Source organism: Haloprofundus halophilus, assembly GCF_003439925.1.
GTDB classification, from domain to species: domain Archaea; phylum Halobacteriota; class Halobacteria; order Halobacteriales; family Haloferacaceae; genus Haloprofundus; species Haloprofundus halophilus.
The window spans coordinates 1-17,456 of the sequence record NZ_QQRR01000004.1 but is presented as its reverse complement, the minus strand read 5'-3'; the positions used below and the strand labels follow the sequence as shown (position 1 = coordinate 17,456).

Sequence of the window (17,456 nt, the reverse complement as noted above, 5' to 3'; positions counted from 1 at the left end):
CTGTCTCAGAATATTTTTTATTATTGATTTAGACCTACTGAGTCAATATTCTAGACGGTACGGTTAGCAGATGAGGAGGAATAGCCAGTAGGGGACGTAACAGAGGTTGACGCCATCCCGCTCAATGACGAGGGAACCAGTCTGACTCACTTCCTTTGGCAAGCTATCTGCAATGATGAATCGATAGGGTGCTTCATAATCCAGATCTCGAAGCTCTTCTCCACCGGGTATTGGGTGCTTCCCGACCGTGGGATCAAATTCTGCTGCGATTTCCTCAGCCTCCCCTGCGTGTGGGTGGTAGGAGAGAACGAGGGGGACAACTAACCCATCCTCATTGTGGAGGATGTAATCGACCGTCCCTGACTCCGTCTCGAGGTATTCGACCTGAGGATCCTCGTCACCAGAGCCGCCAACCCTCCACGCCAGTCGTTTCGCATGGTCGAACGCGACGGTTCGAGCTAGTTTGTACTCGAACTCGTGATTGAGTGATCGGGTCTTCTCGTATGTCTCGAATCCGTGGTGCTCCTGACGTTGCGACAGAAGTACAACGTGGCGCGGATTCCGGAGGTAGAGGCGAGTACGGCGGTGGCGTTGAAGTGAGAAGTCATGAGATTCCGAGACTGAGAGTCCGTCATCCATCACGGACAGGTACGAGTCAACAGTCCGACGGTCAACTTCTAATTGATCACTGATGTCGGTATATCTGAGTTCGTTCCCTGCCTGGCTCGCAGCTAGTGAAGCGATTCGATGGAGGTTCTCAGGTCGTTGAATTGATTCATACTCTGCGAGTTCCTTGTAAAGGTACAAGAGGAGATGAGATCGGATAAGTTCGTTTTTGACCGGGGTTTCCGTAGCGCGTAGGAAGATTCCCCCTTTCTGCAGGTACTCACGAGCAGCCTCATATAGGCCATCTCGCTCAACGTCTGAGAAGGCTTCAAAGTAAAGCTGATTTAACGACGAGACCGCGTCGTCCAAGTTTTCTGATTCAGACAAATTACTCCGGACATCCTTTATCAGCGCCTCACCGTCCATACTCCTCGTTTGATGGGACTCCACGCGAAGAGCAAAATTAGAGTCCATCTCGAGTAACGCAGAGTCGTCATATGCCCCCTGCTTGATGGTGTCGATGAACTTCATCGGCAGCATCGGACGAGGATAATTGATTTTGGGCTCGCTCGAGGCCGAGATCCCACGCAGGTCGACCTGCGATTCTACAATGCCGGTCAGCAATAGATAGGTATCATCATCGGCGAGGTCTAGAAGTGCGCTCTGTTCATCTTCATCGAGTCGCAGAGCCCCGACATCGTCGAGGATTATGTACTTACGGCCTCGACGTGGAGCGACATGAGAACGGAAGTAATCGACAACGTTTTCCAGTTTTTCCACAGCACTGCTCGAAGGTTCAAGATGGTAGAGAGAATCCTCAAGAGGGACATAGAGGATCTGACGCGGATCAACGGAGCCAACGATATCTAAATCACGATGTCCTGGGGAGAAGTCAACAATGTCCGAATCAAGAATTGCAGCGATGAATTGCTGAAGAAGCGTCGTCTTCCCAATACCGGTCGGTCCATAAATCGGATACACGAGACTCTCAGTTTCGTCTTCTCGCTCCTCATCAATTGACTGTAGTACCTTGAGCAAGTCCGATCGGGGGTTTAGAGAAGCGGTATCCTGTAAATCAGACAGTGAACCACTGCCTGTATCCCACCATTCGTTGTGCCATTCAGCGTCTGCGATGAAATCAGAACCGTCAGATGGGTCTATCATACAGGAACTTGACCCTGGTACAGTATAAATATGTAGCATCGTAATGAGGCAAGTTTCAGCTTTAGCGTAGCACCAACGTTCTTGTAGGTGGACTGTGAGAACCCTCAATATGATATGTCCCCGTTTGACTAGATTCGTTTTCGGCTTACCTTACAAATCAGCATTAGGCTCTCGGACACGGGGAATCGGGTCTAGCCGCCAATCCATCAAGGAACAACAGGCGAACGCGCGGGGCGGTACGCGTGTCTGAGGTTCGGCACTTCGATGGGACGCTCATTACTGTTCCATTCGGCACCGGAGAGCTCTGCTCAACAGTAATTGAGCAGTATCTGGCGTTGCTCAAGCCATACAATCCAGAAGATGTCCTCGTCATCACTGGATCGCCGACGAGCATGGAGACGTTTCGGGAGGAACTCAAAGACACAGCACCCGGATCAGCTGTCCCACGCGTAACGTCCTTGGTCGTGCAAGCGACCGACGTCGTGAACCAGACCGATGACCGGGCTATTCTCTCAGACGCAATGCGTCGCGAGCTCGTCCATCGGTTCCTCGAAGAGCAAGAGTGGGAGAGCGAGTATTTTCAGCGTGCGGCCGAACAACCCTCCTTCATGGGCGATATCGCTCAGCTCATGGAAACTGCCACGTGGCAGGATGTTCCCTTCGAGAAGACACCAGAGCTAGTTGAAGTTGCGGAGCTCATCGAAGCGTTCCACGAATGGCTCGACGAGCATAACCACCTAGAACGGGGACAGCTAATCACTGAGGCGAATGCGGCGCTGTCGGAGACCGAGGAACGAGACGACGTAGTCGATGCCGAGGCAGTCCTCGCCGTCGAGTTTGAGGAATTCCTGCCGCTTGACCGTCGCTATCTTGCTACTGTGGCGGATGGGTTGGAACTCGTATGTGTAGCAGAAGAGAACGCGAGTGTTCGGCGTTCATGGATCGAGCCAGGACCAATTACGGACTACGTCTCATTTTCGAGGACAGAGTCTACTGCAAGGACAGCACCCCCATCTCGACCGGCTGCGACGGGTACGTACCTGGCGACTGAAACCGTTCACGAAGATCCCGAGGCGGGGGAGGTGAACGTCATCCCGACAGAGACCGCCGACGAACAGATCAAGAAAGTCGCTGATGAAATCGAGCGGCTTCGAGATAGAGAGAACTGGGATTACGAGGATTTTGCCGTCGCACTGAAGCAGAGCGGTTCCGCAGTAATCGAGACGCTTCGTGCCTTCCAGCAAACAGGGGTTCCGACAGAGTCCACGACTGTCACAGGGTTCGGCGATGATCCCGCTATTCGAGAGTTACTGCAGGTTGTTCGCTATCTGGCAGCCGATGATGACGACGCTCGAACAGAGCTGCTGGAAGCCTCGGTTTTAGACGAATCGATTCTGGCCTCTATCGAACAGATGGAGGGCCTCTCAAGTCCGCTCCGACGGTGGGCGACCGAGTCAAACATGAAGGTTCGAATTGCTGAGGAGACTTCTCCACTGAACGTTCGTGCCCAATTTGGGAACGTTCAGCGGGCGTTCGCGATGGCGGAGTTCGTAGAAGACACGCCGTTCATCGAAACGACCTGGGAGTCGTTCGCGACGATGCTTGAACGCGCCCACGAGTATGCTCCTCAACAGAACCAAACAAGTTCGACCGAACTTGACGGAGGTGTCCGAGTCGATCACTTACAGGCGATCAAAAACGGGTCCTTCCGAGCAGTCTTCTTGCTGGACGTCGTCGACGAAGAGTACCCTGGATCACCTTCCCTGACTCGGTTGTTCCCCCAAGAACGCCTCTCAGAGATGCCGGACTATCCGGGCGTAACACAGGTCGACGCAGAAGATGTCACTAACACCTTCCCGACCTCCTCGACAGCGTCAAGCCGCCCGTTCCAACGATACCATGCAGAGCAGGCACGGCGGCGGCTCGCCATCGGAGCAACTGCTGCTGGCGATCGCCTGTACTTCTGTCTATATAATCACAAAGACACCGCACTGGAAGAACGTGCTCAGCCGTCGCGGTTTCTCACGGACGCGTATCGGCAGTTGCCGTGGGTGAAAGAGGCGACAGAATCAGAGATCAGGAGCGAGCGAAGAGCGGAAGAATATCTGCTCTCTCGGGTCGACAACGCTCTCGCTGACATTCGTCGCTCTCACAGCCAAGACGTGACGGTCTCTCTCGACGAGGTCGAAGCCGAGCTTTCGGAGATTCAGCACCTCCTCAGTGAAAGCGGGAACCGCGGCGAGCAGCTTCGTGATGCACTGCAAGCACGTATCGAATTTGCTGCCGGAGGGGTTCGACGTGACTGACGTTACCTTCCTCTCGCCGTCGCGTCTCGCGACCTACGCGGACTGCCAGCGGAAGTTCGATTATGAGTACGTTCAGAAGGTCAACGCCCCAGAGGAGACACGGTTGTACCTGAACCAGGGGCGGGCCTATCACGGAACGATCGAGGTAGTCTGCGAAGCAACTAGCCCAGAAGATGACGCCCATCTCATCTACGATCGGGCAGTAGAGGCATTCCCTGAGCAATGGAGAGAGCATATCTCTCCGGACGAGTACGCGTCAAACGCTCACCAGGAATACCAGCGCCTCGAAAATCTAGAGGCAATCAAGACCTTCTTTGACCCTGATGGTGGCCACGGCATCAATCACGCTCGTCAATCGGTTGCGACGGAGAAGTGGCTCGATTGCGTCGAGAATGGCCTCGGATTGCGTGGGAGAGCCGATAATATTCTCCGGACGGACGAAGGGATCCACGTCATCGATTACAAGCGGAAGCTCAGGGACGTAATTACGTCCAATACTGCTAGCGTCCTTGAGGACCATCTAGACGGAACGGATCACGACCCGAAGAGAGTCAAGAACGTATTCCAGGCGGCCACATACATCGAGGGCGTCAAACAATCTGACCTCTACGAGGACGGGATGAATATTCGATTCAGTTTCTACGGTCTCCTGAATCACACGTCGTTCGAAAGTACACCAGACGGATATGAAATCTCTGTACGAGGCTATCCACGCGATACCACGGACATCTACGAAGAGTATCATGACACGATATGGAATCTCCTACAACGTGCACACGAAGGGATCACGAGCGGTTCTCACGACCCAGATCCGTTCCCACTCATTCACGATGAGGCCTGTCCCGACTGCAAGTACCGAGAGATGTGCACAGAATCTCTCGCAGAGGGGGTGAAGCGATGAGCGACGACGTGCCTGATTGGCTCCAAACCATCGAGGACGATGAGGATCCGAAGCCACAGCAGCAGACGATCATCGAGTCGGAGCGGTATCCCATGCGGGTCCTCGCAGGTGCGGGGACCGGGAAGACGTTCACGATGGTCCGGAAAGTCGAGAACCTCATTGACGAACACGGAGTTTCTCCGGATCGGATTCTCGCGTTGACCTTCACCAACAACGCCGCTGATTCGATGCGTGAGAAACTCAACGCAAAACTCGGACCGGCAGGGTATGACGTCGACGCGTATACGTACCACTCTATCTGCAACGAGATACTGACGGACTATGCCTATGATGCGGGATTAGATCCAGACTTCGAGATCGCAACGGATGCTGAAAAGTACGTCATCGTGCTCGATGTCCTCGACGAAATCGACTACCGTGCCGTCAAACCCAACGTCTACGGCCCAGATTCATACGTGAGCGGCGTCGCATCGAAACTCCTCTCCTTTATCGGGTCGATGAAGCGAAGTGGGATTTCGCCCGCAGAGATCGAGGAGTATCTCGGGTCACCGGAACAAGTCTATGAGCTCGATGCTGTGCCAGACCGTGTTGAGGAGATTGCAAGTGACCATCTTGGTGGTCGTTCAGTTTCGACCGTTCTCGACGGCATCCCGGATACACGAGCCGACCTCGTCGCAGAACGGGATACCCTCCGCGATGAAGGATTAGAGGCGAGCATCAAAGACTTCCTCGACCGACTCGTTGACCTCTGTGACGCACTCGAAGTAGCGTTTGAGGAGCATGAGGCTGGTGAGCGGTCGCTTCCCGAGGATGCACACAAGCTGCCGAAATATCTCCTTGGAGGGTACAGTAGTGCTCCGAGTGGGATACCAAACGACCTGAAGCTCGAACTGACAGACTACCTCCGAAACGCTCTCGACGAGTGCAAAACTGCCCTGGATTTGAACACAGGGTATGAGGCATACGAGCGAGAGCTCGACCGGCGAAATCTGCTCGACTTCGATGGTCTCGTGGTCAAGACAGTAGAGCTGCTCGAGACTGACGTCGGAGAGGGTCTGGGCGACCGATGGGACTACGTTTTCTGTGACGAGTTCCAGGACACTGATCGTCTCCAGTTCGACCTCATTACGTCCCTTGTCTCAGAGGATCGCCTATTCGTCGTAGGCGATGACGACCAAGCAATCTACGAATGGCGCGGCGCGAACGTCGCGAACATCACTGACGAACTCGACGACGTCTTCGGGCCCGATCTCGAAGACGAACCGCTAGAACAGAACTTCCGGTCACGTCAGCCTATTCTCGACCTCGCAAATGAAGCACTAGATCGGTTAGCGGATCGGCGGAGTACGAAAACGCTCACGCGTGTCGACGAACCCGATTTCGACGGAGACACGGTCGCAGTCGTTGAGGAAGCCGACGACGAAGGCGACCGAGCTGAACAGTTGGTGACTGTCACCCGAAATCTTCTGAGTGGCGATGCAGAAGCACTAGACCGGGCGTACGATCCGGGGGAGATAGCACTCCTCGTTCGGAATAATGACCACGCAACCCCAATTCTCGAAGGGTTCGACGAGGCAGGAATACCCTATCAGGTTGCGGGAGACCTCTCTACGGAATCAATCGGGGTCGGGACAGTCGTCGCCTATCTAAAGGCGCTGGCTCGTCCCGAAGAAGACGACGTAAGCTGGAACCGGGTACTGACGATGCGTTACCGTCTCACCGATGCTGATCTGCGTCGTGTCAATAGCCACGATGACGGTGCATATGCTGGGATATGCAACCAACCCCTCGAAGTATTCGATGAGCCCAACCGTATTCAGGAAGTACGAGAACACATTTCTCGCCTTCTCAAACTACGTGAAACAGCCTCCCTCAGCCACCTTTACCGGGAGCTCAAACGCCTGACCAACATCGACTGGTACCTCAGCGAGCAAGAGCGTCGTGACCTGGCGCAGCTAGACGAGATTATCGACCAGTATGGAAACGACGCTGTACAGCCCCCACTCACGCCGCAATTCATCGATTCGCTGCGGCATTATGACTCGCTCTTCGAGGAGAGCGGGTCGGCACCGACAAGTCAGCCAGAACTGGCCGACGACGCGGTCAACGTCATGACCATTCACAAGAGTAAGGGACTCGACTTTCCCGTGGTTCTGATGCCCCGGTTGACCGCTGACGAGTGGGAACCAGGGTCACGAACCTACGATACATTCGAGTCAGCACTGTCTGAAGGTCCAGAATCAGCGTTCGACAAAGATCTCGTCGCTCAAGATGCCAACGAGGCCCGCAGAATACTTCACGTGGGGATCACTCGTGCCGAAGAGATACTCGTACTCCACGGAAGCAGAGAGGAAAACGACACAGACGACGAAAGGCCCGTACACGATGCTGTCGAGAGCATCCTTCCAGAATCCGTTCCCTGGCGGCCAAGTAACGGTCACCTCCCGATCTGGAACGATTTACAGGAGTGTCTTCCATCGAACCATGCTGATTGGACAGCCTCTCTCGCGAGCACAGTAGTTGGGGACGTCTCTGGACAAGTGACGTACGGCTCTGAGAACCTCTCAGCATCAGACGGACGAGACCGCGTGATCACATTCGGAAACAAGCTCATAGAAGGCTCAATCGAGAGAGAACCTGAGAACCGACGATTTTCAATTGACGCCCTGACTGGGCCAATGACCCCAAACCCGGCACTCCAGCACAGTTACACCTCACTTGAGGCCTACGAGGAGTGCCCCCGACAGCACTTCCTGGACTACGTCGTCAACGGGTTCTCCGACTACCGTGAGAACGGCTATGGCGGAGACGGTATCTCACAGCGGATAGTCGGGCTTCTGTTTCACGATACCGCAGAAATCGCTGCGAAGGAACAGGCAGCAGAGCGAGCAGAATGGTACGCTATTTGTGAGCGGCTGGCCGGACAACGGCGTGCCAAGGATGAATTACCGGTCGCGAAGGAATGCATCGACCGGTATTTCGACCTCGATCTAAGCGGCTGGGAAATCGTCGATGCTGAACGAGAGTTCCAGCTAGAAGTGGATGGCCACGAACTCGTCGGGTTTATCGACGCCGTCTATCGGACCCCGGACGGTGAGTTGGTCGTCATCGACTACAAAGCCACCGAGCGTCACCGAGACATTGACGAGAACAAGCAGCTGCCACTGTACCTGCTCGCCTGTCGTGACCTCTACGAGGAACCGATTACCCGCGCGGGATACGCCTATGTCGGCGATATCGGCCCAAAAGTCGAGGCCCGTTCGTTCGATGAGGGTGAACTAGATTCAGTACGAGCAGCGGTGTCGACGACGATGGATCGAATTAAGGAGACATCGTTCAGCGGGTACGAGACTGGGGAGCACTGTCGGTGGTGCCAGCACAGTTCCCTCCCCTGCGGGGAAGAGTGGCGTCAAGAAGACGGAGGCCGCTAGTAGGTCATCGGGAATGACGGTTGACCGGTCGACCGCTCATCGTCAGCTATAGCGAACAAGGGATGGATGTCTGCGAGCGTATAGGTTTCGAGACACGCATACAGGTTCGAGGCTCGGTTGTCCTCTCCTGCTGCGCTAGCCGTTAGCCACGCCTCGCCGAAGTACGGAACGTCGCTGTTGAATACGGTGGGATCCGCAAGATCGCCAGACGGAGGGTCGCGGTCTTCCTCTCGCATGATCTCCCACTGGCTCTCGCGCCACGTCTGCGGTTCAAGCCCAGTTTCGTAATCCGTCCAGAGCGTCTTCGGTGCGGGCGATCCAACATGTTCAGCCATATCCTCGAGTGAACCCTCCCCAAGCACCCGATTCTTTGCCGACGAAAGATCGGCATGGTAGTACGACTCGAGTGCTGTACGTACATTCTCTGCTCGTCCAGGCTCACCGATTTCCGCAGCGGCCCGTTCCGCACGACCCACCAAGACTGGGAGGTCGAACCACGCGCCCCCGAAGGTGATGAGAACATCGACATCCCTCGCATCGATCCAGTTCACAACCGCCTCAATAGCGTCGAGTTCTGCAGAAGCCGTCTCGTCTTCACGGAAGAGGACCTCAGCCTCAATCTCCTCGCTCGGACTGCCTCGGTATCCAACGCCGGTACAGAGTAGTTCCTGATGGTCTGGGTTCGGTGGTTCGAGTTCTCGCTCAGAAACAGTCGTAATCGTCTCGATGTCGAGTGCTGCAATGGCATCGGCTGCACCGAGTCGACGCACAATATCAGTCGTATCTGAAGGCGGCATCTCTGGGCGGCCAGAGAGCTGGCGGACCTGCCGATCCCACTTCGCTTTGATACCGATGGTTCCCTGGTACACGTCTGGGTTGACGTCGTCGAACTCATACCAGGTCCCTTCTTGAAAGGAGTAGTCAACGAGATCGCAGTCGTCATCGTCGAAAACTGTGAGCTTCACGTGCGTCCCCAGCACATCTGAACAGTGGACAAGCTGCGCCCACCAGTCGTGGTCTGGGGTTCGTTCGACCTTGTCGATCCGCAACGGGACTGTAAGACCGTATTCGCCATCTCGTTCCGCCGCGACGAGATTACTCGCGGTCAGGGTGTCTGTTGCCATAATAGTCCCACCAGACTAGAAGTATAACTACTTTTTGATGGCAGTATTTCCATAATACTGTGTTTGGGATGATTCTAGTCGGAACGCTTATTTCCTGACAGAGTATTGGTGGCCTCAAAGAGGATGGCATATGAACACACGAGTCGGCATTCATCCGACAAACGAGCCGGGATTACAGCTAGATGGATCGAACCTACAAATTGTCGTACGGAAAGTGGCCCTAACGAACCTCGGCCGGATTACACCTAAATGATGAAGGACCAATTTCGAATCCAATGAAGTTCGACGTTCCACTCGATACCGGAAGCAGTGATCACAGCCACGTCGAGATTTTTAAGAGCTGGCGGTCATTCTCCGACGTATTCGATGGCGCAAAACGAATGCGTGTCGTCACCTACTGTGACTCTCCCGAGTTTATTCTGGATCTCTTCGAAGACCTCGACGACTTGGAGTCCTTAGAGGTGGTCGTCGGGGACGTCTCCGACTACCGCGAGCGCCTCATCGACAAACCCGACCTCGCAGATCGGCTTGAACAGCTCAGGAGTGAAGACAAGCTCGTAATCTACCTCTGTGAGAACAAGGAAGTTCACTCTAAGCTGTATCTCGTCGAGTACAACGACTCTGTCTTAGAAGAAGCGGATGAGGACGGCGATGAAGATCAGATGACCCTTGGCGGAGAGGCTCCGGTTGAAACCGAACCCGAGGACACCGATGACGGTACACCGGCGAAGGTCATCGTTGGCTCCCCGAATCTCTCTCGAAATGCATGGTCGAATCAGACGAACATGGGCGTCGTCTACGATACGAAGACGGACAGTGAGCTCTACGGGGAGTTTGAGGAGCTTTATCGCGATCACCGGGACTCGTACAACAGTGGTGGACCCTTCCTGGAGGATCTCTCCGAACAACTCGAACTCTCGGACGATGACCGAGAAGAAGTAATCAAACTGTACACCGAAGGGCGTGTGGGTACACAAGACGAACTAGGGGAGGTTCACGGTCGTCTCGCGGACCATATCGATGCAGAAGTTGAGGCGGTGGATCTCGCGCTCGATGGAGGCGCGGATACCGTCGCAGAGCAGGAGTCAGAGGAGCCAGAGCTCGATACAGAAGACGAATCTGTCGAGAATGATCCAGATTTGGAAGATGCGCCACAGGACCGCATCACCTTGTCTCTACGCGGGTACGAAGAGTCGACAGTTGATACGTTGTCGCAGATGACTGACTTCGATGCGACAGTGTCGAATGATACGTTGACGACGACCCCAGATGCGTTCCAGCGGTATGCGCAACAGGTGTTCGATGTCCCGACAATGCACCTGAACGAGTCCAAGGATGAGCTGAAGTTCCATTACGACGGCACGGTCTATCGTGTCACGCAGCCTCCGTCTAATCCAGAGCGTGTCGACGAAGCGCTGGCCGAGATTGAGGACTACTTTGCGACGGTGGACAACTATGGGAATTCCAACAACCCAACAGCGGTCAAAGCCCACATGTACGAAGCACTATTCTGGTTCTTCTGGGCCCCATTCGCCAATCGACAGGCCGCGTTCTACCGTGAGCACGGGATTAACCTCGACAAGGCTCTCCCGTACCTCTACGTCTTTGGCGAGTCAAACGGAGGAAAAGGGACATTCTGTCGATTTGCCCTGTCTCTGATCAGTGGAAACCGTGTCGAAGCACCCGTCGACGCAGACGAAATTGGGAAGCGAAAAGTCCGGAATCTGCGTTCAGCACACACGTCGTTCCCCGTCGTCGTCGACGACATCACCAAGCAGAAGGTGAACTCGCTGGATACCCTTCGAAACTATTGGAGTGGATGGACCGGCGAAACGGCCTATCCGATGTTCGCCTTCATCTCGAACGATAAGCGCCCTGGAGAGTGGTTCCGTAACCGTGCTAAGATCCTCCGATTCGACGTGAATTTCATGACCTCACATCAGGGGGAAGCTGAAGTAAACCGTCTAATCGACACGGAGAACCCGATTTTCCAGTGGTTTGGGTACGAGTATCTCAACCGCGATCTCGAGCTGGGAACTGACTCTGACGCACTTCGGGAAGTGAGGGCGGCCATGCAGGACCTCTATGAGCATGCCGACCGTCCACTGCCAGACTACTTCCCAACCGAACCGGCTGAGCAAGCTTATGACACTGGCAGAGAGCGCTGGCGAAACCTCATCGACCGAGAGGACGTCGAAATTGCGAAAGACAGTGATACTCTACAGGTAACCTTCCCGGAGTCGATGAACTTCGAACTCCACGAGTACAAGCGCGACCCTCCGATGACGGTTCGAATTGAAAAGCGGGGGCTCGATTTGATCATCAAGACGCCGGACGAGTTCTTCGACTGGCTTGGGGAGACGACTACCGGCGATCCGCGAGAAGGATTCCTCTCACGCGCTCGTAGCCTTCTGAAGCGGTAACTAGGGAATTTGCATAGATCGGCGGACGCGATGCGAGCTTCTCGTGGGACTCAACACTGCTGAATACACTCCTTAGATTGTCGTTTGGCCCTCGGGCTGGCGGATTTCGTACACTGGGGAGTCAAATCCGATTGATCTACACACATAGCATCCCCCAACGTAGAGGTGCAATTTCCGATTTAGCGTGTTTCGAATGTTGCTAGTGGCAAGATATAAGTCATCCCAGAATAGATGTAGTGGTATGGGAGCTGAAGACCAAGGGAAGGAGAACCGGACGTACCCGATCCACATCGGGAATACGACGATTCGGTTCGACGACCCCGTTCAGACCGCAGAGACGATTATGATCGACGCAGGAACAGACGAGGATAAGACCGACCAGAAGTGGCTCTACGCTCTGGAAGGAAAGAACAAGCCCAAGGACACTCAGTTCGAGGACTCCGACACCGTCGACCTCAGTGACGATAATCGGAAGTTCTTCCGAATTGTCCCGAAGGGGAGCGGTCGGTCGTGAGTGAAGGCGAAACGTCTACGGGCGAGATGGATGGGCCTTCCCCGCCAGCCAGGCTCGCAGAAGAGAATCTGAAACCTTCGTTTCAGAAGGCGCTTTCGGCCCTCCGAGAAAGACACACACCAGCAATCCCGGTTGGAAGACACGACGGGGAAATCGCAGTCTGGCTTGGTGAGTTCGACTTCACTGTGTATCAACACCCCTACACACCAGAGCAAGCGGAGGTGTACATTTTCCTCCCTGAGAATTTCGTCAACAGCGATCCTCACTGGGTTGTGACTGTCCCGCCAGTCGAACGTGCCGATCGGGAGGGATGGGAAGACAACAATCCGGCCCGTCGTGACCAAGACAAGTATCTTCAGAACGACTTGGGAGTCGATCAGGGAATTACCTTCAGCCTGCGGTGGTCACACCTGAATTTTAAGCCAGAAAAGCCGGAGCACGCTGTGCGTGCAATCGAAGTAATCGACGCAGGCTTCGAAACGGGATAGCATGACAGGAGCGTACCGTGCCCGTGCAGCCGGTGAGAAGTCGCCACCCAGTCAGGCGGCAGAATTCCAGTTTGCGCTCAGTGAAGAGACATGGGAGACACTTGATGGATTCCTGAAGCCGCCAGAAGGTCACCATCTGCATGGTTTACCCGAGCGAGGAGCGATCGGAATCATCACCCCGAGCACAGGAGACAGAAGGACGACGTACCTGTTACAGAAGGTCGTCGAACCGGGCCCGGGAGACGTCTACTTCGACGGCCAGCTAAAGTTCCACCCAGACTATACGCTGCGAGCAATCAACGAGGCTGCAGAAGTGGCAGGAGCGGGTCTGATCTTCATCCACACCCATCCGGGAAGCGGTGCGACTCCGTCTGGCCCCGACAAAATAGCTGACAAAGAAGAACTGTACGACATCGGTCTGAATCTCGGCTCGGAGGTCCCGCTCGCAGCGGGTATCGTGACAGATCGTCCTAACGCCGAGACTGGCCAACGCGAATGGTCGGTTCGGGCGTATGAGTTCGTCTACCCGAACTCATCAAAGGCTGAAGGGGCAAGCTGTACCGGAGAGGAAACAGGTGAGTTCACGCACGCAACAGCGGTCCGAGTTGTAGGTGAACGAATCAAAAAGCTCCCAACGATCAGGGATGCTGCTGGGCCGGCTGGTACGGGCGGAGCGATCGACTCAGAAGCTCAGGATTCTACGGTAGAGCTCTGGGGGGAACGCGGTCAACAGACGCTTGCTGGCTTCCGCGTTGGAGTCGTAGGTCTCGGCGGCGTCGGTTCGCTCCTCGCCGAACAGTTAGCGCGTCTCGGCGTTGAAGAAACGGTCTTCGTCGACTTTGACTACCTCGAACGTGCGAACCTCAATCGGTCTTACGGCGCTACAGCTGATGATGTCGGTAAGCCGAAAGTCGAGGTGGCAAAGAAAGTCGCGGAGCGGTCGGCGACGAACCCGCGGTTCGCCGCACAGGCAGAGTACGGAAGCGTAGTCGAGGAAGACGAGGAGCACGCTTGCCTTCCACAACTGCTCGACTGCGATGTCATCATCAACGCCGCTGACACGCACTGGGTTCGATTCCTCCTTGACGAGGTCTCACATGCCCACCTCATTCCTGTTCTCGACGGGGGTACTGAGCTCATCCCGAATGACGAAAAAGATGAACTCGACATCGGGTCTGGATCGCTTGTCTCCGCTACGGGACCAGGACATCCCTGTCTCGAGTGTACTGGCCACTGGTTCCACGGAGATGAGGAAGAGGGCGTAATTCACGACAGAGAGCCAGATGCCGCCCGTGGAGCGGGATACGTCCAAGGCCTGGATGACGGTGAAGAGCTGGCAGATGATGGCGAAGGTGATGAGCGGGCGCCCTCCGTGGCCACGAACAACGGGCTCGTGGCATCACTCTTGGCCCTTCGTTTCCAAGCGCTTGCAGTCGGAATCACCTCACAAGCTCTCGTTGGCAGTCAGGAGTACGATGCTCTCTTTGGTACGGTTGACTGGCAAGAAGATAGCAATAATGAAAAACGGATCTCGTGCAAGGAGGACTGCGCCCGGAAAGAAGCACTCGCACGGGGTGACCACTACGAGTTGCCGACTGAGCCCGATCCGACATTCCGGAAGGTCCTTGAAGAACACAGAGAGGGCGATCAGCAACGAGAGACCGCCGAACCGGATGCTGAAGAGCAAACAGAGAGGGGCGTCTTTCAGCGCATTACTGCGTATGTCGCTCGTCTCGTGAACCGAAGCTCGAAGGAATCGTCTCAGTAGAGCGAAAAATAGACAATCACAACACACGATCACGTGAATCGAGAATCGTCCGTGGAGAAGACAATCGAGTGGCTTAGAAACCGGCCCTACTACGAGGGGCAAATCACCCATCAGGAGCGAACGCCAGGGGCCTCGGCCGAAACCTCACCAATCGATCTTGATCACCGGTTAGCGAGCGCACTCTCTCGTCACGATATCAACGAACTCTTCCAACACCAAGCGGACGCAATCGAAGTCGTCCGAGACGGAGACAATGTCGTACTCGCTACTCCGACGGCTAGCGGCAAGAGTCTCGCCTATACGGTGCCAGCACTCGAGCGCGCTCTTGATCACCACGGTAAGACGCTCTATATCGCACCGATGAACGCTCTGATTAACGATCAAAGAGATACTATTTCCAAGATTGCTGCAGGTCTTGAGGGGAGTCGGAGCGTCGACGTTGCGACATATACAGGACTACTGACGGACTCCGAGAAACGCGAAGTCTGGGCCCGCCAACCAGATGTTCTCTTGACCACCCCCGATATGATCCATAAAAGTTTGCTCCCATATTCGAAATCACCAAAACACTGGAAGTGGCTCTTCCAACAGCTCGAGACGGTCGTCGTCGACGAAGTACACGAGTTCCGAGGGATATTCGGAAGCCACGTCTCACTAATTTTCCGTCGTCTCTCGCGTTTGGCAGAGTACTACGATTCTACTCCCCAGTACATCTGCTGCTCTGCAACTATCGGGAATCCAATCGAACACGCAGCAGCAGTCACTGGACAGCAACCCAGCCAATTCTCACTAATCAACGACGATACCAGTGCGACAGGCCCTCGCCAGTGGGTATTCTGGAATCCACCGCTAAGAGAAGACGAGGAACTGGAGACAGAATCGGCGACAGCCGACGGACCACCTTCAAATGCAGAAGGCAGTTCTGAAGCGAGTCCACCACCATCAAGCCCGGTTGAAGTACCCCACCACAACGAGATTATAGGCGGAGAGCGCCGTTCCCATCACCCAGAAACGGTGCGGTTGTTCTGCGATCTTGTTCAACGAGGGTATCAGACGCTCGTCTTCACACGGGCCAGACAGGGAACCGAGCAGTACGCAAACTGGTGCGATAGCAAGCTTCGAAAGCGTGGTGAACACGAGCTAGCGGACCAGGTTACTGCATACCACTCAGCACTCCAGGACGAACGTCGGACCACCATCGAGGCGGGGCTTCGCGATGGATCCATTCGAGGTGTCTGGAGTACGAATGCACTCGAACTCGGCATCGACGTCGGTAGTCTCGACGTCGTCCTTCTCGACGGACATCCAGGAACAAGCATGAGCACATTCCAGCGCGCTGGGCGGGCAGGACGTGGAGAAAATCCGAGTCTCGTTGTCCTCGTAGCAAGCCCGAATCCGTTAGACCAGTACTGTATGGCGAATCCGGATCTCCTGTTCGACGGCGACCCTGAACAAGCAGCAGTCAACCCCGCAAACACCCAAATACTAGATGACCACGTCTGCTGTGCGGCTCAAGAGCTGTTCCTGCGCACCAGTGACGACACCTACTTCGGCACTGAATATCCGGCGACTGTTGCGTCTCTTGATGACGCGGACCAACTAGAGCGATTTAGCTCTCGAACCGGTCCCCGGTGGAAGTACATGGGAGAGGACAGCCCGCAACACACGATGGACATCCGCTCTATCGATGATCGGCAAATCGAACTTTATGATCGACTGCGTGATAGGACACTTACCTCACTGCCGTTTGGCGATGCGCTTCGTGATGCACACCCCGGTGCAATCTATCATCATCAAAAGGAGTCGTATCGTGTGACGGAGGCAGAATTCGATGCTGACCGTGTGCTCCTGAAGTCAGTGAACACGATGGGGTATACCCGTCCACTCACAGAGAAACGAATTACTATCGAAGAGGAGCTCAAGACGGGCGGGCTCGCCTCACAGGAGACTGTCTCTGTTGGATTTGCGGATCTCACCGTCGCCGAAGAAGTGACGGGATACATGCTCTATGACCACCCATCAGATGAGGACGGCGTCGAGCGGGCTTTCGACGAGCCGCTTCCTGAACGGACAATTCGCACCCGTGGGCTCTATTTCACAATTCCGCCGCAGATCGAGCAGGACATCAAAGCTGCGAGTGAGGAAGAGGACGGATTTCTCGCGAGTATTCACGCTCTGGAGCACGCACTGATCTCTTTGTTCCCACTCGAGATTCTCTGTGCTCGTCGCGACGTCGGTGGGCTCTCGACCGAGTATCATCCACACACTGGATGGAGCACGATTTTCGTCCACGATGGTCATCCAGGTGGAGTAGGACTTACTCGAGAAGCGTTCGGGAAGCTGGAGACAATGCTTGAGCGCACGTTGGAAATGCTCTCTAGCTGTCCCTGTGAAGACGGGTGTCCATCGTGCGTTCACTCGCCGCAATGTGGGAATGCGAATCGGACGCTAAACAAGCGGCTCGCAATCCGTCTTCTGAAGCAACTGTTAGAGGTTCCTGTTCAGCCATAGGGAAGACTATACTCAGTCATTTCAGTACTCTATAGATCCACTGGCCGGTGAGAGCATAGTGATTGATAGCTACCACGGACCCCAGTAGATCCACTTTTGAATTCGTCTAAGTCCTAAGATAGGGACATCGCAGAGTCGCTAGTCAGAAAGTATAAGCCAGAGGGTTACGATAGTAAGTATATGACCAACACGCGAAACGAGGGACAACCTGCTAATAGCC

The 17,456-nt window shown here is 54.9% G+C and carries 10 protein-coding genes; 8 read left to right on the top strand and 2 right to left on the bottom strand.

Annotated elements, in window-relative coordinates; translation table 11 throughout:
• Window positions 1–63: 63 nt before the first annotated feature.
• Entirely contained in the window at window positions 64–1,770 is a 1,707-nt protein-coding gene (locus DV709_RS16970; RefSeq protein ID WP_117595645.1) for a DUF4143 domain-containing protein, read from the bottom strand.
• A 242-nt stretch (window positions 1,771–2,012) separates the two neighbouring features.
• On the opposite strand from DV709_RS16970, the gene DV709_RS16965 reads away from it, so the two are divergent.
• From DV709_RS16965 to DV709_RS16955, 3 genes are read left to right on the top strand one after another with little or no spacing between them, the layout of a single operon-like run.
• A complete protein-coding gene (locus tag DV709_RS16965; RefSeq protein ID WP_117595644.1) occupies window positions 2,013–4,076 on the top strand; it encodes a DNA helicase UvrD in 2,064 nt (687 codons plus the stop codon).
• Window positions 4,024–4,977, top strand: coding sequence for a PD-(D/E)XK nuclease family protein (locus DV709_RS16960; RefSeq protein WP_117595643.1), 954 nt, complete (start codon window positions 4,024–4,026; stop codon window positions 4,975–4,977). Before DV709_RS16965 ends, DV709_RS16960 begins: the two co-directional genes overlap by 53 nt.
• Complete coding sequence (locus DV709_RS16955) at window positions 4,974–8,408, top strand: ATP-dependent helicase (protein WP_117595642.1); 3,435 nt, start codon at window positions 4,974–4,976, stop codon at window positions 8,406–8,408. The genes DV709_RS16960 and DV709_RS16955 overlap by 4 nt, the downstream gene beginning before the upstream one ends.
• Here the strand turns inward: DV709_RS16955 and DV709_RS16950 are convergent.
• Window positions 8,405–9,532 (bottom strand): hypothetical protein, encoded by a 1,128-nt coding sequence (locus tag DV709_RS16950; protein ID WP_117595641.1) that lies wholly within the window; start codon window positions 9,530–9,532, stop codon window positions 8,405–8,407. The two genes, DV709_RS16955 and DV709_RS16950, sit on opposite strands and share 4 nt — an antisense overlap.
• 275 nt (window positions 9,533–9,807) lie before the next feature.
• On the opposite strand from DV709_RS16950, the gene DV709_RS16945 reads away from it, so the two are divergent.
• The 5 genes from DV709_RS16945 (at window position 9,808) to DV709_RS16925 (ending at window position 17,236) form a co-directional block, all read left to right on the top strand.
• Window positions 9,808–11,955, top strand: a complete 2,148-nt coding sequence (locus tag DV709_RS16945; protein WP_117595640.1) for a tyrosyl-DNA phosphodiesterase — start codon at window positions 9,808–9,810, stop codon at window positions 11,953–11,955.
• Between the two features lie 241 nt (window positions 11,956–12,196).
• Window positions 12,197–12,469: a hypothetical protein gene (locus DV709_RS16940; RefSeq protein WP_117595639.1), complete on the top strand. Its 273-nt coding sequence runs from the start codon at window positions 12,197–12,199 to the stop codon at window positions 12,467–12,469.
• On the top strand, window positions 12,466–12,957 hold the full coding sequence (locus DV709_RS16935; protein WP_117595638.1) for a hypothetical protein: 492 nt from the start codon (window positions 12,466–12,468) through the stop codon (window positions 12,955–12,957). Before DV709_RS16940 ends, DV709_RS16935 begins: the two co-directional genes overlap by 4 nt.
• A gap of 1 nt (window position 12,958) precedes the next feature.
• Window positions 12,959–14,725 carry a HesA/MoeB/ThiF family protein gene (locus tag DV709_RS16930; RefSeq protein ID WP_117595637.1) on the top strand — a complete coding sequence of 589 codons (1,767 nt, stop codon included), beginning with the start codon at window positions 12,959–12,961 and terminating at the stop codon, window positions 14,723–14,725.
• A gap of 51 nt (window positions 14,726–14,776) precedes the next feature.
• Window positions 14,777–17,236 (top strand): DEAD/DEAH box helicase, encoded by a 2,460-nt coding sequence (locus tag DV709_RS16925; protein ID WP_198665767.1) that lies wholly within the window; start codon window positions 14,777–14,779, stop codon window positions 17,234–17,236.
• The last annotated feature ends 220 nt before the right edge of the window (window positions 17,237–17,456 follow it).